The organism is Pseudosporangium ferrugineum, from assembly GCF_003002065.1.
Lineage (GTDB): Bacteria > Actinomycetota > Actinomycetes > Mycobacteriales > Micromonosporaceae > Actinoplanes > Actinoplanes ferrugineus_A.
Map to the genome: position 1 here is coordinate 411,630 of NZ_PVZG01000002.1, position 18,312 is coordinate 429,941.

At 74.5% G+C, this 18,312-nt stretch carries 12 protein-coding genes; 5 read left to right on the plus strand and 7 right to left on the minus strand.

From position 1 onward, the window contains the following. Window positions 1–58 precede the first annotated feature (58 nt). Window positions 59–1,477 (minus strand): glycoside hydrolase family 5 protein, encoded by a 1,419-nt coding sequence (locus tag CLV70_RS06055; RefSeq protein ID WP_106125355.1) that lies wholly within the window; start codon window positions 1,475–1,477, stop codon window positions 59–61. Between the two features lie 89 nt (window positions 1,478–1,566). Here CLV70_RS06055 and CLV70_RS06060 point away from each other — a divergent pair, with 89 nt between their 5' ends. Beyond that, window positions 1,567–2,550: a Ppx/GppA family phosphatase gene (locus CLV70_RS06060; protein ID WP_106125356.1), complete on the plus strand. Its 984-nt coding sequence runs from the start codon at window positions 1,567–1,569 to the stop codon at window positions 2,548–2,550. Between the two features lie 36 nt (window positions 2,551–2,586). Continuing rightward, on the plus strand, window positions 2,587–4,566 hold the full coding sequence (locus tag CLV70_RS06065; RefSeq protein ID WP_106125357.1) for a hybrid sensor histidine kinase/response regulator: 1,980 nt from the start codon (window positions 2,587–2,589) through the stop codon (window positions 4,564–4,566). Window positions 4,567–4,830: 264 nt separating this feature from the next. Here CLV70_RS06065 and CLV70_RS06070 read toward each other — a convergent pair whose 3' ends face one another. The 6 genes from CLV70_RS06070 to CLV70_RS06095 form a co-directional block, all read right to left on the minus strand. Next, the gene (locus CLV70_RS06070) at window positions 4,831–5,310 is read right to left on the minus strand and encodes a hypothetical protein (protein ID WP_106125358.1); all 480 of its coding nucleotides are present in this window, start codon (window positions 5,308–5,310) and stop codon (window positions 4,831–4,833) included. 63 nt (window positions 5,311–5,373) lie between these two features. Continuing rightward, window positions 5,374–5,613 (minus strand): hypothetical protein, encoded by a 240-nt coding sequence (locus CLV70_RS40860; protein WP_245908049.1) that lies wholly within the window; start codon window positions 5,611–5,613, stop codon window positions 5,374–5,376. 119 nt (window positions 5,614–5,732) lie between these two features. Then, on the minus strand, window positions 5,733–9,098 hold the full coding sequence (locus tag CLV70_RS06080; RefSeq protein WP_146163973.1) for a fibronectin type III domain-containing protein: 3,366 nt from the start codon (window positions 9,096–9,098) through the stop codon (window positions 5,733–5,735). Window positions 9,099–9,211: 113 nt separating this feature from the next. Further along, a complete protein-coding gene (locus tag CLV70_RS06085) occupies window positions 9,212–10,132 on the minus strand; it encodes a sensor histidine kinase (protein ID WP_106125360.1) in 921 nt (306 codons plus the stop codon). Window positions 10,133–10,178: 46 nt separating this feature from the next. After that, window positions 10,179–12,407, minus strand: coding sequence for an ATP-binding protein (locus CLV70_RS06090; RefSeq protein ID WP_106125361.1), 2,229 nt, complete (start codon window positions 12,405–12,407; stop codon window positions 10,179–10,181). Between the two features lie 119 nt (window positions 12,408–12,526). Next, entirely contained in the window at window positions 12,527–13,075 is a 549-nt protein-coding gene (locus tag CLV70_RS06095; RefSeq protein ID WP_106125362.1) for a hypothetical protein, read from the minus strand. Window positions 13,076–13,230: 155 nt separating this feature from the next. On the opposite strand from CLV70_RS06095, the gene CLV70_RS40865 reads away from it, so the two are divergent. The 3 genes from CLV70_RS40865 to CLV70_RS06110 are packed head-to-tail and all read left to right on the plus strand — an operon-like array spanning window position 13,231 to window position 18,285. Next, window positions 13,231–13,593: a hypothetical protein gene (locus tag CLV70_RS40865; protein ID WP_158277718.1), complete on the plus strand. Its 363-nt coding sequence runs from the start codon at window positions 13,231–13,233 to the stop codon at window positions 13,591–13,593. Beyond that, window positions 13,586–17,299: a hypothetical protein gene (locus CLV70_RS06105; RefSeq protein ID WP_245908050.1), complete on the plus strand. Its 3,714-nt coding sequence runs from the start codon at window positions 13,586–13,588 to the stop codon at window positions 17,297–17,299. Before CLV70_RS40865 ends, CLV70_RS06105 begins: the two co-directional genes overlap by 8 nt. After that, the gene (locus CLV70_RS06110; RefSeq protein WP_245908051.1) at window positions 17,296–18,285 is read left to right on the plus strand and encodes a metallophosphoesterase family protein; all 990 of its coding nucleotides are present in this window, start codon (window positions 17,296–17,298) and stop codon (window positions 18,283–18,285) included. The genes CLV70_RS06105 and CLV70_RS06110 overlap by 4 nt, the downstream gene beginning before the upstream one ends. The last annotated feature ends 27 nt before the right edge of the window (window positions 18,286–18,312 follow it).

Sequence of the window (18,312 nt, forward strand, 5' to 3'; positions counted from 1 at the left end):
CGCCCCGAGGTGTAACTGACGCCCATATGCCTCCGACAGCCGCGACCTGGGCCCATGTCTACCCGGTCGGGCCGGTGAGGTCCAGTCCCCGCAACGTGGCGCGGGTCGCCGCGCGGACCACCAGCGCGTCGCCGGTCCAGCGCACGCCGAACGCCGCCGGGTCGTCCGCGCGGACGGTCCAGGCCCCGGGGCGGGCGGCCAGCGGGAAGCGGAGCTCCCGGCCGGGCTCCACGACCTGCGCGAGGGGTTCGGCGTACGGCTCACCGGCGGTGTGGTGCCAGAGCGCGTCGAGCGCGTCCGCGTCGTGCCCGGCGAAGCGGGTCCCGGCGTCCGGCGTGGTGTAGCCCCAGGCGGGCAGGTGCAGCGGGGGCCGGCCGAAGAGCGCGCCGACCACGGCGTCCTGCGGCTCGCAGCGGGCCAGCGCCACGTTGTCGAGCATGGCGTCGAGCAGCCGCCGGGCGGTCGCCTCGTCCACGTCGCCGGCCGGGTCGGCGATGCGCTCCCAGCCCGGCGGCGCCGGCGCGGAGACCGGCGAGGTGCGGGTGTCCAGCTTCTTCCACGGCCAGAAGTTCCACCCGATGCCGTGGTGCTCGTACAGGCGGGTGGCGGTGTAGATCCACTCCGGGGTGTTCTCGCCGCCCTCGCCCATGTAGATCGGCAGGCCGAGCCGGTCGCGGGCGCGCAGGTAGTCGTCGATGCTCGCGCGTTCCGGGGCGCACCAGTAGCGGTGGAACTGCAAGGCCGAGTTGGGGTCGAGCACCTCGGTGAAGATCGAGACGTCGGTGGCCCACTGCGGGCCCTCGTACATGATGAGGTGGTCCGGGTCGACCTCGCGGATCGCCGCGGTGAGGTCGGCGTAGAGGGCCAGCAGCTCCCGCGGGTAGACGTGCTGCCACTGCTCGGGCAGCGGCTCGTTGAGCAGGTCGTAGCCGAGCACGGTGGGGTTGCCGCGGTAACGGCGGGCGATCTCGCGCCACAGGTCGACGGTGAGCCGCCGGTAGCGCGGTTCCATGAAGAGTTCCGGCAGGCCGCGCGGGGAGTCGTCGATGGTGGTGCCGGTCTGGCCGCCGGGGGCGCCGTGCAGGTCGAGCAGCACCCACAGGCCGTGCCGGGCGCACCGGTCGATCAGCCGGTCGACGAGCGCGAAGCCGTCGGCGCGCAGGTCGCCGTCACCGGTGAGCAGCACCCGCGAGTTGATCGGCAGCCGCACGTGGTCGAAGCCGAGCGCGGCGATGCGGGCGATGTCCTCCTCGGCGATGAACACGTCGCGGAACCGCTTCCAGAAGTCGGCCGCGGCGGCGGCGCCGATCAGCCGCTCGATGCGGGCCTCGATCTGCCGCGGGGACGCGAGCCCGTCGCCGAAGCGCCACATGTAGCCCTCGGGCAGCAGCCAGTTGCCGAGGCCGACCCCGCGCAGCAGCAGCGGCCGGCCGGCGGCGTCGACGATCTCCGGTCCGCGGCGGTGCACGTACGCCATGGGGCCTCCCTTAGGTTCCGACTGAAAATAACGGATCCCGTACCGTTCCACGACGGGTGGGACACGCGATTCGGGGGTAGGCGGCGACTATGCGGCTCGCAGTGCTCGACATCGGCTCCAACACGATCAACCTGGTCGCCGCGAGCGCCGAGGGTGGCCTGCCGCTGCCGGCGCACACGTGGAAGGCGTACACCCGGCTCGCCGAGCGGCTCGGCCCGGACGGGACCATCGCGCCGGGCGGCCGGCGCCGGCTGGTCGCGGTGGTCGCGCAGGCCGCGGAGGAGATCCAGCGGGCGGGGGTGGACCACCTCTTCGCGTACGCGACAGCCTCGGTGCGCGACGCACCCAACCGCGACCGGGTCCTGGCGGACGTCGAGGACGCCACCGGGATCCGGCTCGGCACGCTGTCCGGGCTGGAGGAGGCGCAGCTGACGTTCTTCGCGGCCCGGCGCTGGCTCGGCTGGAGCGCCGGGCCGATGCTGCTGCTGGACATCGGCGGCGGCACGCTCGAGGTGGCCTTCGGGCGGGACCGGCTGCCGGACAATGCGCTGTCGCTGCCGCTGGGCGCCGGGCGGCTGACCCGGGAGTTCCTGCGCGACGGCGACCCGCCGCCGGCCCGGGCGGTGCGCAACCTCCGCAAGCACGTACGCGACCAGGTGCGCCGGATCGCCGCGCACGGCTCCTGGGAGTCGCCGCGTACGGCGGTGGCCGCCTCCAAGACGTTCCAGCAGCTGGCCCGGCTCACCGGCTCGGCGCCGCTGCACCTCGGCCCGTTCGTCACCCGGGAGCTGAGCCGGCAGGCCCTGCGGCCGTGGATCGACCGGCTCGCCGCGCTGCCGGCCGCGAAACGCCAGCGGCTGCCCGGGGTGTCCGCCCACCGGGCGGGCCAGATCCTCGCCGGCGCCATCGTGGGCTACGAGGTGATGCGCGGCCTCGGCGTCCCGTCGCTGCGCATCTGCCCGTGGGGGTTGCGCGAGGGCATCCTGCTGCGCCGTCTCGAGACCCGGCACCCGGAGCTCGGCAACGCCGCCTGGACGCCCTGGCCCCCGCCTTTCCCGCGGAAAGCAAGTTGACCGTTTAGGGAGGATTTGGGTGGGTACGCTGGAGGAATGGCGACGGTACTCGTTGCGGAGGACGATCCGGACCACCAGCGGCTGATCGCCGGGGTGATCAGCCGCCTCGGCCACCACGTCACGGTGGCCGGGGACGGGCGGGCGGCGCTGTTGTCGGCGGCCCACCGGGTGCCGGACCTGGTCGTCGCCGACGTGGACATGCCGGAGCTCGACGGGCTGCAGCTGTGCCGGGCCCTGCGCGAGGATCCCGTGCTCGGCGCCGTGCCGGTCGTCCTGGTCACCGCGATGGCGCTGCCCGACGACCGGCTCCAGCGCGACTCCGGGGCCGCCGCGGTGATCCGCAAGCCGTTCACGCTGCACGAGTTGTCCGGCGCCCTGGCCCCGCACCTCGCCGCGGCGTCCGCCGCCGCCGACGGGCCCGACGCGCCGGCGGAGCAGGCCGGGCTGGACCCGGAGTTCGTGTCCGCGCTGCTCCGGAGCATCGACAGCGGGGTGGCGGTCTGCGATGCCGCCGGCCGGATCATCCTGCTGAACCCGGTGCTGCGCGGCTTCTTCGGCGAGGACAGCGCCGCCGTGCCGCTGAAGGAGTGGGCCGAGCGGTTCTCGCTGCGCCACCACGACGGCAGCGAGCTGCACGCCGACGATCTGCCGCTGCTGCGCGCGCTGGCCGGGGAGGTGGTCGAGCATGCCGGGCTGCTGGCCACCGACCGGGAGGGCCGCCCGCGGTGGCTCACCATCAACGCCCGCCCGGTCCGCGACCACCACGGCGCCGTGGCGGGTGCGGTGGCCGCCGTGCACGACGTCACCGCGGAATACCGGTCCCGCATCTACCAGGCGTGCAAGAACGAGGTGCTCAAGGCGCTGGCCGAGAGCCGCAGCGCCGCGGAGGCCCGCGGCAAGGTCGTGCGCACGGTCGGCGCCACCCTCGGCTGGCGGTACGTGCGGCTGTGGCTGGTCGACCCGGTCACCGACCGCCTGCGCCCCGAGGCGACGTACGCGGGCCCGGACGAGCGGCCGCTGCCCGTACCCGCGAGCATGGCCCGGGGCCGCGGCCTGGCCGGCCTGTGCTGGCAGCGCGGCGAGCTGATCTGGGTGCCGGACATCCACGCCGACGGCGCGCCGATCCTGCCGGAGGTCGTGTCGGCGACCGACTGCCGGGCCGCCGGCGCGGTGCCGGTGCTCAGCGGAGAGCACGTCACCGGCGTCATGACCTTCTTCTCGTACGACCCGCAGGAGCCCGAACCCGCGCTCGCCCTGCTGCTCAGCGGCATCGCGGGCAGCGTCGGCGCGCACCTGGAACAGCACCGCGCGGACGACCTGGCGCAGCACCTGGCCGCGGCCACCGACGAGTACATCGCCCTGGTCGGGCACGAGCTGCGGACGCCGCTCACGTCGATCAGCGCGTACACCCAGCTGCTGGCGGAGGCGCCGGAGCTCACCGGCGAGCTGCGCGAGATGGCCGAGGTGGTCGACCGCAACAGCCGCCGGCTGCGCTACCTCGTCGAGCAACTGCTGGACCTCGCGGCGCTCGACGCCGGCCACCTCGGCCTCAACCTGGGCGAGGTGGACCTGACGAGCGTCGTGACTGCCGCCGTCGATGCCGTCCGCGAACCGGCCGCCGGGCGTCGCATCGCGGTGGAGGCGGACCTGAGCCCCGGGGTGCAGCTCGTGGGCGACGCCGACCGGCTCCGGCAGGTCGCGGACGGCCTGCTCGACAACGCGGTCAAGTTCAGCCGGGACGACTCGGCCGTCACCGTACGCCTGACCGGCGACCCCGAGGCGGTGGTGCTCACCGTCAGCGACACCGGGATCGGGCTGCCGGGCGACGACCGCGCCGCGCTGTTCCGCCGGCTGTACCGGGGCGACAACGCGCGGCACACCGGCATCCCGGGCAACGGGCTCGGGCTGGCGCTGTGCCGTGCCGTGGTGGAGCGCCACCACGGCACGATCACGCTCAGCGCGCACCCTCCGGGCGGCACGACCGTGACGGTCCGGCTCCCCCGCCACAGGGGATAGCGCCGCCCGCCCGGGGTCTCGCCCGGCGCACTGTCCGGGATGCCGCCCGGGGTCTTGCGCGGGTCTCGCCCGGGGTCTTGCGCGGGGTCTCGCGCGGGTCCCGCCCGGGGTCTCGCGCGGGTCCCGCCCGGGGTCTCGCGCGGGTCCCGCCCGGGGTCTCGCGCGGCTTCCGCCCGGGGTCTCGTCCGGGGTCTCGCGCGGCTCCCGCCCGGGTCCCGCCCGGTTTTCCGCCCCGGGGTGACGTCCGGGCGGGGGAGCGGTCCGTCAGCGGCCGAAGCCGCCGTGCCCGCGGCCGCCGAAGCCGCCCGGCCCGCCGAACCCGCCGGGTCCGCCGAACCCGCCCGGCCCGCCCTGGAAGACGCCGGACTCGGACGCCTTGAGGATCGCGGCGGCCTGGTCGGCGGTCAGCGTGCCGGCCGCCACCGCCTCGTCGAGACGCTTCTTCAGCTCGGCCGTACGGTCGGCCTTGAACTTCTCCTGCTGCTCGGTCCGCACCTTCTCCAGCGCCGCGGCGACCTTGGCCTTGTCGATGCCCAGCTCGGTGGCGAGCGCCCCGGCCAGCTCGTCCTGCCGCTGGGTCCGCAGGGCGTCCCGGTCCGCGTCGGTCTTCCCCGGCGCGGCGGCGGAAGCCGACGACGACGGCGACGGACTCGGGTCGGCCAGCGCGGGCCCGGCGAGCGCGATGCCGAGGACGCCGATCGCGCCGGTCGCGGTCAACCCGGCGATGGCGGTGGTCAGTTTCATGGAACGCTTCACGTCGAACCTCCGGATGACGGTGTGTCGCTTCCACCGTCGGCCACGGACCTGTCAGGAACCTGTGCCCCGGCGCAGCGCCACCTGAAAACCCAGGCGGGTACGGTCCAGCGCTGCCATGGCGGGACGCCAGCGGCCGCCCTCCTCGGCCAGACCGGCCAGCCCGGACAGCCGCAGGTGCCGCGCGGCCGCCTCGTCCCGCGATCCGTACCAGGCCACCGGGCGGCCGGCCAGGCCCCGGGCCCGGTCCAGCTCGTCGTCCGTCCAGGCGACCTTGATCCCCAGCCCGGCCACCGCGGCGACCGGGGCGGCGGCGGCCAGCGCGAGGGACTCTCTGTCACGTCAGCAGTGTGCCAGCACGCGAGCGGGGCCGGGGCTCGTCGTGAGCCCCGGCCCCGCGCCGTCGATCCCGGTCAGTTCCGCCAGTCGAGAACGAAGGCCCAGTAGATCAGCGTCGCCGCCTCCTGGGAGGTGAGCGCCGGCTTCCTGCCGACCGACTGGACGACCACCTTGGCCATGTAGAGCATGAAGTGCTTGCGGTCGAGGGAGGCGTCGAAGTCCTTCAGCGCCGACGCGGCGGACGGGTCGAGGTACTGACGGGTCAGCGCCTTGAGCCACGGGATGGTCGGCTCGACGGTGAAGCTCAGGGTGACCGCGGCGGCGGTGTTGCCCGCCCGGTCCACGGCGCCGGTGCACGCCGCCGTGTAGACCCCTCGGTCGTTGCTGGTCAGCGCCGGCTTGGCCGCGGTGGCCACGCCCGAACCCTGGTCCGTCGTGCGGCAGGTGACCGCGGGGACGGCCTCGGCGCCGTACCGGCCGCCGTTGGTCGCGCCGGCCACCGTGACCGTGGGGGCGGTCCGGTCGATGTTGAGGCTGACCGTGCCGGTGGTGGTGTTGCCGGCCCGGTCGGCGGCGGTGCCCGGCACGCTGACCCCGGCGCCCTCGGTGGTGACCGGGGTGGCGGCGGGGCAGAAGTCCACGCCGGATCCCGTGTCGGTGCAGGCGTACCGCACGGTGGGGACGGTGCGGTACCAGCCGTCGGCGTTCTTCACGCCGTCGACCTTCGCGGTCAGCTCCGGGCCCACCAGGTCGACGTCGACCTTGACCGACGCGGTGGTGGTGTTGCCGGCCCGGTCGGTCGCGGTGCCCGAGATCGCCTGCCCGGCGCCGTTCGTGGTCACCGTCGTGTCCTCGGGGCAGGAGACCAGGCCCGAGCCCTCGTCCTCGCAGGTGAAGTGGACGGTCGGGGCGGTGTTGTACCAGCCGCCGGCGTTCGGCGCGTCCACCACGGCCGCCGTGATGACGGGCGGGGTCCGGTCGACGTTCAGGGTCACCGACGTGGTGGTGGTGTTACCGGCCTTGTCCGCGGCCGTACCCATCACGATCTTGCCGGTGCCGTCGGCCACCGCCGCGTCGGCGGGGCAGGAGGCCAGGCCGGAGACCTGGTCGTCGCAGGTGAAGTGGACGGTCGGGGTGGTGCGGTACCAGCCGTCGGCGTTCGCCTCGCCGATCACCGTCGCGGTGATCTCCGGGGCGGTCAGGTCGACGCTGACGGTCACCAGCGCGGAGGCGGTGTTGCCGGCCCGGTCCGTCGCGGTGCCGATGACGACCTGGCCGCCGCCGTCCGTGGTCACCTCGGTGTCGTCGGGGCAGTTCGCGACGCCGGCGCCGCCGTCGGTGCAGGTGAAGTGGACCTTCGGGGCGGTGCGGTACCAGCCGCCGGCGTCCGGCTCACCGATCACCGAGGCGGTGATCTGCGGGGCGGTCCGGTCGACGTTCACGGCGACCACGGTGGTGCTGGTGTTGCCGGCCCGGTCCACCGCGGTGCCGGTGACCTCGAGACCGGCGCCCTCGCCGTCCACGGTCACGTCCGCCGGGCAGGTACGCACTCCGGCGTCCTCGTCGGCGCAGGTGAAGTGCACGGTCGGCGACGTGCGGTACCAGCCGTCGGCGTTCACGTCGCCGAGCACGGTGGCGGTGATCGCCGGGGCGGTCCGGTCGACGTTGAGGGTGACCGTGGCGGTCGCGGTCGAGCCGGCCCGGTCGACGGCCGTGCCGGTGATCCGCTGGCCGACGCCGTCGGTGGTGACCTTGCGGTCGGCCGGGCACTCGGCGATGCCGGAGCCCTCGTCGGCGCAGGTGTAGTGGATGGTCGGCGTGGTCGTGTACCAGCCGTCGGCGTTGGCGTCACCCACGACGGTGGCGCTGACCGACGGCGCGACCTGGTCGAGGTTGACCACGACGGTGGCGGTGCCGGTGTTGCCGGCCTTGTCCGTCGCGATGCCGGTGATCCGCTGGTCGGTGCCGTCGGAGAGGATCCGCGTGTCGGCCGGGCAGGTCGTGACGGTGGAGAGCTCGTCCGAGCAGGTGTAGTGGATGGTGACCGGCGCGTTGAACCAGCCGTCGGCGCTCCTCGTGGCGTCGACGGAGGCCGTGACCACCGGAGCGGTCCGGTCGATGTCGAGCGGGAGGCTGATCGTCGCGGTGTTGCCCGCGGCGTCCACGGCCGTGCCGGAGAAGCGCTGGCCCGCGCCGTCCCGGTCCGCCGTGACGTCGGCCGGGCAGGTCGCGACCGTGCCGGCGTCGGTGCAGGTGAAGTGGATGGTGACCGGCGTACGGAACCAGCCGTGCGTCGCCGTCTGGTTCAGGGACGCGGTGATCGTGGGCGGCGTCCGGTCCGAGCCGCTGCCGACCGTCGTGGTGGTCGTGGTGGCCCCGGTGACGGGGTCGACGACCGGCGCGGACGGGGTCGGCTCGGCCGACGGCGAGGAGCTGGGGGCCGGGGCCGGGCTGCTCGCGCTCGCCGACGGGGTGGGCTCGGCGCTCGGCGTGGTCACCGGCGGGGCGGGCGGGGGCGTGGGCTGCTCCCACACCGGCACGGATCCGCTGGCCGCGCCGCTGCCGCCGTTGACGTTGTACGCCCGCACCTCGACGTTCCAGCTCTTCGCGGTGTCCAGGGTGAGCGTGGCGGAGGTGGCCGGCGCCTCGACCCGGATCTCCCGGGTGATCTTGGACTCTCCCCAGCCGAGGACGTAGAACGTCGCCGCAGGGTCGCCCGCCGGAGCCTGCCAGACGACCTCGGCGGTGCCGGGTGCGTCGGCGCGGCGCTGCACGACCAGGGCGGTCGGGTCGGCCGGGCGGTAACGGTCCATCAGCGACCTCGCCGTGAGGCAGGCGCCGAACTCGTTGACCGTGGTGACGGCGATGTTGTAGGTCCGGGCCGGGTCGGCGCCCGGGTAGCGGAAGAAGGTGTCGGTGACCGTACGGTCGGCCAGCACCTTGCCGTTGTCGGCGGTCAGCACGACGCGGTAGCCGGTCAGCGGCGTGTAGCCCGGCCAGGCCGGCGCCTTCCACGTGGCCACGGCGACCGTGCCGTTCTCCTCGCGGCCGGTGACCTGGCCGAGGACCGCGCTCGGCGCCAGCGACCGTACGGTCGTGTAGCCGGTGTTGGAGATGCCGCCGGACGCGTCGGCCGCACCGACGCGCATCTTGAACGGGGTGCAGGGTCCGGAGGCGTCGACCGTGTACGTCGTGGTCGTCGCGGGCACGCTGACCACGGTCTCCACGTCGCCGGCGATGACGTCCACGACGTAGTGGTCCACGTCGGTGGCGCTCTTCCAGCTCATCTGGATCTTGCGTACGTCGTCGGCCGCGCGGGCCACCGTCAACCCCTTGGGGGCCGCGGGAGCGGCACTGGCCACGGTCGGTGTGCCGACGAGGGTCACCGCCACTCCCAGCACCCCGGCGCCCACCGCGGTGAGCACTCGCCTCACGTCCATCAGACCTCTTCTCGGTTCGAACAGTCGGATGTCGGATCGGCGGGGGATCTCAAGCCGGCCTCAAGGACTGCTCTCGTTGGGGACAAGTTCGCGGCGGGGACCGCGAGGGGGCTTCAGTGGGCCAGGTCGGCCGCGACGGAGACCTGCCCGGCACCGGTGCTGACGGCGGCGGGCAGGGTGAACCAGATCCGCGCGCCGCCGCGGAACCGCGGGTCGGCGCCGATGGCACCGCCCAGCCGGTGCACGATGCGGCGGCAGATCGACAGGCCGAGACCGGTGCCCGGGTACGCGTCCGGGTGCGCCCGGTGCAGCTCGCCGAAGATCGCCTCGTGCTGCCCGTCGGGGATGCCGATGCCCTGGTCGGTCACCTCCACCCGGACCACGCCGCCGCTCGTGCGCGCGGAGATGTGCACCCGCGCAGCCTCGCCCGGCCGGACGTACTTCAGCGCGTTGCCGAGCAGGTTCTCCAGCAGCCGCCGCAGCATCCCGTGGTCGCCGCGGACCGCGGGCAGGGTCTCCCACGTGATGTGCGGGGCGGGACGCGGGCCGGCGCCGGGGCGGGGCAGCTCCACCGCCCGGTCCGCGACCACGTCGTCGACCAGGGCGGACAGGTCGATCGTGGTCAGGTGCAGGCCGGCGCCGCGCACGGTCGAGTACGCCAGCACGTCGTCGATCAGCCGGCGCATCCGGTCGGTGCCCCGGTTGATCTCGGCCACGAAGTCGTCGTAGTCCACCGGGCGCGGGTAGCCGACGTCGAGGTGGGTGAGCAGCTGGGCGTACCCGCAGATGCCGGCGAGCGGCGCCTTGAGGTCGTGGCTGATCTCGCGGGAGAACGCCTCGAGGTCCTGCACCGAGCGGCTCAGCTCGGCGACCCGGCGCTCGAGCTCGGCGTTGCGGCGGCGTTCGCGGTCGAGTTCGGCGTACACGTCCGCGGCGGGGCGCGGCACCGGGGCGACGACGTACCGGCGGGAGAGCCGGCCGATCCGCTTCCGGCGCTGCGACCACCGTTGGGCGCGGGAGGTCACGACTGGCATGGGTGCACCGCTCCGGGGGGTCGGGAAGGCGGGGGCGAGGACGGGCTCAGCGGATTCCGGCACTGTCCTGCCTCTCGTCGGCGGCCAGGTAGCCGGCCATCACCCGGACGGCGCCGGGCACGGCGCCCTCGACGTCGGCGACCAGCGCGTTCAGGTCCCGCTCGCTGGTGCCGGGCACGGCGTTGCGCTCCACCCGGGCGCACGCCTCGGCGAGCGGGCCGGCGCCGAGCAGGGCGCTGGACGACTTGAGCGTGTGGGCGGTGGCGCGCAGGGCGTCGCGGTCCTGCTTGCGCAGCGCCTCGGCGAGGGCCGTACGCCGCCCGTCGAGCTGGGACAGGAAGGTGTTGACCGTGGTCACGACCAGCGCCCGGTCCTCGAGCTGCTCCTCCAGGTCGAGCAGCTTGCTGAGGTCCGGCACGTCGCCGTCCCGCGGCTCCGGCTCCTCCGGCGCCTCCTGGGGCTCCCCGGCCGGTTCCGAGAGGTACGGCTCCAGCGCCGCCCGCAGCTCCGGCAGCGTGATCGGCTTGCTGAGGTGCCCGTCCATCCCGGCCGCCAGGCAGCGCTCGCGGTCGCCGTGCAGGGCGGTCGCGGTCAGCGCCAGGATCGGGGTGCCGCACCCGGCCGCGCGGACCCGCCGGGTCGCCTCCAGCCCGTCGGTGCGCGGCATCTGCAGGTCCATCAGCACCACGTCGTACGCCGTGCCGCCGAGCATCGCGTCCACCGCGGCGGACCCGTCGGCCACGGTGTCGCAGGCGACGCCGAGCAGCTCGATCATCCGGCGGAACACGGTCCGGTTGACGTCGTTGTCCTCGGCGAGCAGCACCCGCCCCCCGGCCAGCGGCGGCACCGTGACCGGGGCGCCGCGCACGCCCGTACGCTCGAGGTTCAGCGCGGCGACCAGCCGGCCGAGCACGAGCGGCGCGGTGAGCACGCCGGGCTTGCGCACGATGCCGGTCCGCGGGTCGGTGGTGCTGATCATCAGCGCGCGGCCCTTGGGCCCGAGCACCTCGATGACGGCGTCGGCGCGGCGGACCGCCTCCGGGTCGTGCGAGTCGTCGCACCACAGCACGGTGTCCACCTCGGGCAGCCGCCGGCTCAGGTCCTCGAACCGGGCCGGCACCGGCTCGGCGCCGGCGCTGGTGAGCAGCCAGGAGAGCGCCAGCTCGGAGCGGGGCGACGGGGCGACGACCGCGACCCGGCGCCGGGTGAGCGGCAGCGGCGCGGGGCCGGCCGGCTGCTCCGGCGCGGTCTCGAGGGGCAGCCGGATGAGGAACTGGGAGCCCTCGCCGGGCTCGGACCGTACCTCGATCGTGCCGCCCATGCAGCGCACCAGCCGCGCGGCGAGGGCCAGGCCGAGGCCGGCGCCCTCGTGCCGGCGCGCGGCCGACGAGTCGGCCTGCACGAAGGGCGCGAAGATCCGCTCCCGGTCCGGGTCGGCGATGCCGGGCCCGGTGTCCGAGACGGTGATCACGTACGCGTCCCCGCCGTCCCGCGCGGCCGTGACGATGACCTCGCCGGCCTCGGTGAACTTCACGGCGTTGCCGACGACGCAGGTGAGCACCTGGCGCAGCCGGCCGATGTCGCCGACCACGGCGGCGGGCAGATCCGGGGCGGGCGCGGCCAGCAGCAGGATGCCCTTGCGGCGGGCCTGCTGCTGCAGCGGCTCGACGATGCCCTCCAGGACCGGGCGCAGCGCCACCGGCCGGCGCTCCACGTGCAGGCTGCCGGTCTCCAGGCGGGCCAGGTCGAGCAGGTCGTCGGTGAGGCTCTTGAGGGCGTGCACGGACCGGTGCACGCTGTCGACCACCTCGCGGACGTCCTGCTGCAACGGCTGGGCGCGCAGCAGGTCGACGGTGGCGACGACGGTGGTGACCGGGGTCCGGATCTCGTGCCCGAGCAGCGCCAGGAACTGCGACTTGGCCTGGGCCACGGAGTCGTCGTCGGCGGCGGTGAGCGGCTCGAGGGTCACCAGGCGCCGGCGCGAGCCGCAGTCCGTCTCCAGGTGGGTGACCCGCAGGGTTCCCGGGCCGGCCGCGCACCGGCACGGCAGCACGGTGGGCGCGGAGCCGGGAGTCGTCTCCCGTACGGCGGTGAGCAGCCCCTCATGTCCCGGGCAGGGGTCCGTCCCGGCGCCCAGCACGGTGCCCTCGGCGGGGTGGCCGCCACCGTCCGGCCCGGCCCATCGCCCGTTGGCGACCAGGACGAGGCCGTCCGGATCCACGATCGCCGCCGGACCGGGGAGGGCCTCGACCAGCGTGCGCGCCGCAAATCCCATGCGCTGACCTTTCGGGTGCCGGACGCGGGGGGTCGAGTCCGTTCACCCAGGCTGCCGGGACCTGGGGGCGGTGCGGGAAGCGTTCGGTTGCAGCTCGGTTTCGCTCGGCCGGGCGCGGCTCAGGCGGCGTGCCGGCAGTGGTAGCCGACCGGGGCGGCCACGAACGCGAGGGGCGCCCGGCGGGCCCGGCCCCGGGAGCGGCGGCGGTGCAGGGCGCCCAGCGCCAGGCCGAGGATCGCCACGCCGCCGATCGACCAGGGCAGCACGTCCACCGGACCGCGCACGGCGGCCCGCGGCGGGACCGCGGAGATGAGCACCCGCGACGAACCGGAGGCGGAGCGGCCGGCGACCACGATGCTGGCCCCGGACTGCCCGGCGGCGATGAGCGACTGCGGCACGGTGACCCGGACGCGGCCGTTCTCGTCGCTGCGCGCCTGCTGGATGGGCTCGCTGCCGAGCCGCACCGTCACCATCGCCCGCGGCCGGTACGCGTACCCGTCCACCCGCAGCTGCTGGCCGTCCTCGATCCACGTCAGGGCGAGCTTGTCCGTGCCGGTCCCGGCGGCCGCGGCGGCCGGGGAGGCGGGGCTCAGCAGCAGCGCGCCGCCGAGCGTCAGCGCGGCCAGGACGACGGTGAGGACGCGGCGGGCGGACGTGGAGAGGTTCATGTTCTCCAGGTTGGCCCGCCGCCGCGCCGTTGGGAACGGAGTCGACCCAACCTTGCCCGTCGCCTGACCCAACCTTGAGCCGGGCTCAGCACCCGCGGGGCGCTGCCGATGGGGAGGTCACTGATCCGCTTGCGCCGCCGCCGGGAGGGAGGACCGTGTCGCTCGACCTCACCGCCGCGCCGCCGGCGCCGCCTACCGCCCCGGCTCATGCCGCCCCGGCTCATGCCGCCCCCGCCCATGCCGCCCCGGCCCACGCCGCCCCGGCCGCGCCCGGCGCCGCCGATCCGCCGTCGCGTCCGGCCGCCCGGCACCGCCGCCGCGGGGGCCTGCCCGAGCTCGCCGAGCGGCTGTGGCGCCCGCCGCTGGCCCTGGCCGTCGCGATCTTCGCCGCCTGCGGGCCGGCGCACGCGCTGGGCCACCCCGATCTCGTGTTCAACGCCGTCCTCGTCGCCCTGGTGCTCAGCTCCGTCTCCGTCCCCCTGGGGCTGCTCGCCCTGCGCCACGTCCCCGATGCCTGAGAACCAGGGTGTCCTGCGGCGCTGGACGGACCGGTCCCCGAGGGTGGTCGCGCGGCCGTACCTGATCGTCCTCGCGCTCAACGCCCTCGTGGTCAGCCAGTGGTTCCGCACCGGCACGTTCATCGCCGCCGGGGACATGGGCGCGTTCATCCGGCGCGGGTGGGCGCCCGAGGCCACCTGGGCCTGGAACCACCAGACCACCGGTACGGGCTCCGCCGGCTACACCATGGCCCGCGGCTTCGAGTTCGTGCTCATCTGGGCGTGCAAGAGCGTCGGGCTGACCGAGTACAGCGCGCAGTGGCTGTTCTACATCTGCATCTACGGGCTGGTCGGCTTCGGGATCGCGTACCTGGCCGGCGCGTTCGTGCGCAGCGAGCCCGCCATCGTGGCGGCCGGCGCGTTCGGGCTGCTCAACGGCTTCTTCCTGACCCGGCTGCCGAACCCGCTCAACATCATCTCGGTGGGGTCGGTGGCGCTGATCACCGGCATCGCGATCCGGGTGGCGCAGGGCCGGCGGGTGCCCGTACCGATCGCCGGCTTCGCGCTGATGCCCACGTCCTTCCTGTCGTTCAACCCGCCGATGCTCGTGGTGGCGTACGCGTGGGCGATCGGCGGCACCCCGTTGCTGGCCTGGCTGGTGCTGGGCCGGGCTCACGCCGTACGGCTGCTGAAGTGGTTCGTCCGGGCCACGCCGTGGGCGCTCGGGCTGAACGCGTGGTGGCTGGTCCCGCTGGCGCAGAGCTACGTCGGGGGCGGCGGCGCGACCGCGAACGCCACCTTCACCGACCCGACGAACTGGTCCTGGTCGCAGGTGAACAACCTGCCGCCGAACATCCTCACGATGGTCGCCAACTGGGCCTGGTTCCGCCCGCAGTACCTGCCGTTCGCCGCCGACCTGGACCGGCCGTGGTGGATCTGGATCCGGTACCTGCTGCCCGCCCTGGTCTTCCTGGCGCCGCTGCTGTGCCCGCCCCGGCTGCGGCGGGTGGCGTTCGGGCTGATCGCGCTGATTCTGCTGTTCGTGTTCCTGGCCAAGGGCCTGCGCCCGCCGCTGAACCAGATCAACATGTTCCTGTACCTGCACGCGCCGGGCTTCTGGCTGTTCCGGGAGCCGATGAGCAAGCTGGGGCAGCTGCTGGTCTCGTTCTTCGGCGTCATGCTCGCCATCGGCGTCGAGGGCATGCTGATGAAGCTGCGGTCGATACCGCGGCTGCGGGTGCCCGGCTGGTCGCGGCGGTTCGCGTACGCCGGATCGGTCACCCCGCTGCTGCTCGTGCTCGCGTACCCGTACCCGCTCTACACCGGCGAGGTGATGCCCGACGAGCGGCCCACCCAGCCGTCCACGCACGTGCGGGTGGCGCAGGAGTGGTGGGACATCGCCGAGCACATCGACGCCGACACCCGCTCCGGCAAGGTGCTGGTGCTGCCCCTCGACGACTACTACCAGATGCCCACGACGTGGGGCTTCTTCGGCGTGGACAGCATCGCCAACCTGCTCATCCAGCACCCGGTGGTGCAGCCGAAGCCGGACGGCTACTTCGGCGACGGCGCCGGGTTCAGCGCCGACGTGAAGGCGGTCGAGGCGGCGCTGCTGGCCGGGGACCTGACCCCGGTGCCGAAGCTGCTGGACGCGATCGGGGTCAGCCGCGTCATCGTCCGGCACGACCTGGTCCGCGGCCTGCCGAACCGCTACTTCGCCGACGACCGGATCCTCGGCGCCGCGATGGCCCGGGTGCCCGGCGCCGAGCTGGACTTCGACGGCATGCTGCAGATGTGGAAGTTCGGCGGCGGCACCAGCCCGACCGTGCGGACGTACGACCGGGTGCTGGACGCCCCGGCGCGGGCCGACGCGGGCGCGGCGGTGCTGGGCACGGTCGGCACCCGCACCGCGATCGCCGCGCGCAAGGAGGCGACGGCCGCCGTCCTCAGCCCCCAGGTCGACGACACCGTCACGGTGACGCCGGACGTCGTGCACTGGCCGGTGCCGGCCGTGGACAGCGGATCGCCCACCACCACGGTCGACGTCGCCGCCGGCCGCTACACGCTGGCCCAGCGGGCCCGGGCCGCCGCGGTGCTGGTGCCGCGGCTGGACGCCGCGAACAACCGCCTGCTGCTCGAGGACCCGACGGTGGTGAAGGTCGACGGCAGGGCGGTGTCGGCGCGTCCCGCCCTGTCCGTGCCGCTCCCCGCCGGCCGGCGGGTCCGGGCGCTGCAGATCGGCAACCGGACCGTCTCGCTGGACGGCGCCGGCACCCCGGCCTCCGTGCCGGTCGGGTCGGCCACGAAGCTCACCCTGCTCGCCGCCGCGGAGCGGCCCGGCAAGGTCAGCGACTACACGCCGGTGTTCGACTGCAACAACTACGAGCCGCGGCCGTGGAGCCAGCTCGGGCTCAGCAGCACCGTCCGGGACACCCCGCAGGGCCCCACCGTACGGCTGAGCGCCGGCGACCACGCCGCCTGCACGAAGGTGGTGGTCAGCGACGCCCAGCCGGGTCAGCTCTACCGGGTCCGGGTGCAGTACCGCCACATCACCGGCGCGCGCCCGCAGATCTGCCTCTGGCAGGCCGGCGCCGCCGGGTGCGAACTCGCCGCGCGCCCGGTGCTGGACCAGGACTGGGCCACCTTCGAGCGGACGGTGACCATCGACTCGCTCGCCGACCAGCTCCAGATCATCCTGCACGCCGACGTGGGGGAGCGGCTGCGCCCGAAGACCGTGGTCGAGTACCGCGGCATGCAGGTCACCGCGCTGGAGCCGGTGGCGACGCCGACCGTCTGGCCCCCGGCCGTCCCGGACGTCACGGTCGACCTCAGCGCCGGCCGGCACGAGCTGCGCGTCGACGGCGGCCCGTCCGGGTCGGTGCTGGCGCCGTTCGAGCCGCTCGAGGACTGCTTCCGCTACGACGACCAGACCGCCGAGGAGGCCGGGCTGAGCGCCGAGTCGCAGATCGGTGCGGACGGGGAGACCACGTACACCCTCAAGGCGGTACGCCACCTCGCGTGCATCGGCGCTACGGCGAGCGACGTGGGGGCGGCGTCGCTGTACGAGCTGTCGATGCAGGCGCGCAGTGTGGCCGTACGGAATCCGAAGTTCTGCCTGTATCTGCGCGGCCCCGACCTCTGCCGGAGCCTGCCCACGGTGGGCCTCTACAAGGGATGGACGTCCTACGAGGCGCTGGTGCCGCCCGACCCCAACGCGGTCGAGACCCGGCTCTACCTGTACGGCCTGCGCGACCTCCGCGAGCAGCAGCAGTCCCAGGTCGAGTACCGCGGGGTGCGCCTGCGCCCGGTGGCGTCCCCGTCCTCGGTCGTGCTGGTGCGCCAGGAGACCCCGGCGGCAACGTCCACGGTGGACTGGAAGCGGCAGAACCCGGCCCAGTTCACCGGCACCCTCACCACCTCCGGCCACACCACCGTGGCGCTCGCCGAGAACGCCGCGCCCGGCTGGATGCTGACCGGCGTCGAGGGCGCCCGCAAGGTGACCCTTCAGGGCTGGATGAACGGCTGGGTGGTGCCCGCGGGCGGCGAGTTCCACGTGCGGTACGCCCCGGCCCGGACCGCCCGCTACGCGCTCTACCTGCTGCCGGTGATGGTGGCCGCCTCGCTGGTCTTCATGTACGCCGTACGCCTGCCGCGCGGCCGCCCGGGCGACTGGGCCGCACGCCACCGGCACCGCCGTCGCCTCCCGTTCCTCCGGAGGCGGACGTGATCAGCCGTCGTCGTGCCGCCGCCCGTTACGGCCTGGCCGTGCTGCTCGTGCTCGTCCTGGTGCTGGTGTGGCTGCTGAGCCGCTGCTCGGCCGAGCCGACGACGATCCGGATGGCGGCGGTCGGCGACATGGCGTGCGACCCCGACGACCCCGACTTCGACCGGACCACGAAGGAGCGGGGTGACCTCTGCCGGCACCAGGCGGTGTCGGACCTGGCGGTGGCGATGGACCCGGACGTGCTGCTCGGGCTCGGCGACTTCCAGTACGAGCTGCCGGCCGCGGAGGCGTACCGCACCGTGTACGGGCCGTCGTTCGGCCGGCTGCTGGACCGCACGGTGCCGGTCTTCGGCAACCAGGAGTACAAGGTGCAGGACGCCAACACGTTCACCGCGTACTTCGGCGACCGGATCGGCGACCCCCGCGGCTACTGGTCGCAGGACCTCGGTAAGTGGCACCTGGTGGTGCTGAACTCCAACTGCGCGGCGGTGGCGGGCGGCTGCGGCGCCGGGTCCCCGCAGCAGACGTGGCTCGCCCAGGACCTCGCGGAGAACGACCGGCGCTGCGTGATCGCGGCCTGGCACCATCCGCGCTGGTCCACCGGCATCGCGGGCTCGGACGTGCGGACCGCCGACCTGTTCGACACCCTCTACGACCACGAGGTCGAGCTGGTGCTCTCCGGGCACGAGGCCGACTACGAACGCTTCGGCCCGCTCAACCCCCAGGGCAGGCCCGACACCCACGGGGTACGCCAGTACGTGATCGGCACCGGCGGCCAGGCGCACTACCTCCCGGGCAAGTCCGACGCCACCCGCGACGAGCGGGGCGACCCGCTGATCCGCACGGACGGCCCGTCCAGCGAGTACGCCGACTTCGACCACCACGGCGTGCTGGAGCTGGTGCTGGCGCCGGACTCGTGGACGTGGCGCTTCCACCCGCTCGAGGCGGGCCGCCCGGTCACCGACGAGGGCCGTGCCTCGTGCCACTGACCGTCCCATACTCGGCCAATTGCCACA

What these genes read in the sequence shown, in the direction of transcription:
- CLV70_RS06055 (WP_106125355.1), bottom strand. Translation starts at nt 1,477, where the DNA reads ATGGCGTACGTGCACCGCCGCGGACCGGAGATCGTCGACGCCGCCGGC.
- CLV70_RS06060 (WP_106125356.1), top strand. Translation starts at nt 1,567, where the DNA reads ATGCGGCTCGCAGTGCTCGACATCGGCTCCAACACGATCAACCTGGTC.
- CLV70_RS06065 (WP_106125357.1), top strand. Translation starts at nt 2,587, where the DNA reads ATGGCGACGGTACTCGTTGCGGAGGACGATCCGGACCACCAGCGGCTG.
- CLV70_RS06070 (WP_106125358.1), bottom strand. Translation starts at nt 5,310, where the DNA reads ATGAAACTGACCACCGCCATCGCCGGGTTGACCGCGACCGGCGCGATC.
- CLV70_RS06080 (WP_146163973.1), bottom strand. Translation starts at nt 9,098, where the DNA reads ATGGACGTGAGGCGAGTGCTCACCGCGGTGGGCGCCGGGGTGCTGGGA.
- CLV70_RS06085 (WP_106125360.1), bottom strand. Translation starts at nt 10,132, where the DNA reads ATGCCAGTCGTGACCTCCCGCGCCCAACGGTGGTCGCAGCGCCGGAAG.
- CLV70_RS06090 (WP_106125361.1), bottom strand. Translation starts at nt 12,407, where the DNA reads ATGGGATTTGCGGCGCGCACGCTGGTCGAGGCCCTCCCCGGTCCGGCG.
- CLV70_RS06095 (WP_106125362.1), bottom strand. Translation starts at nt 13,075, where the DNA reads ATGAACCTCTCCACGTCCGCCCGCCGCGTCCTCACCGTCGTCCTGGCC.
- CLV70_RS06105 (WP_245908050.1), top strand. Translation starts at nt 13,586, where the DNA reads ATGCCTGAGAACCAGGGTGTCCTGCGGCGCTGGACGGACCGGTCCCCG.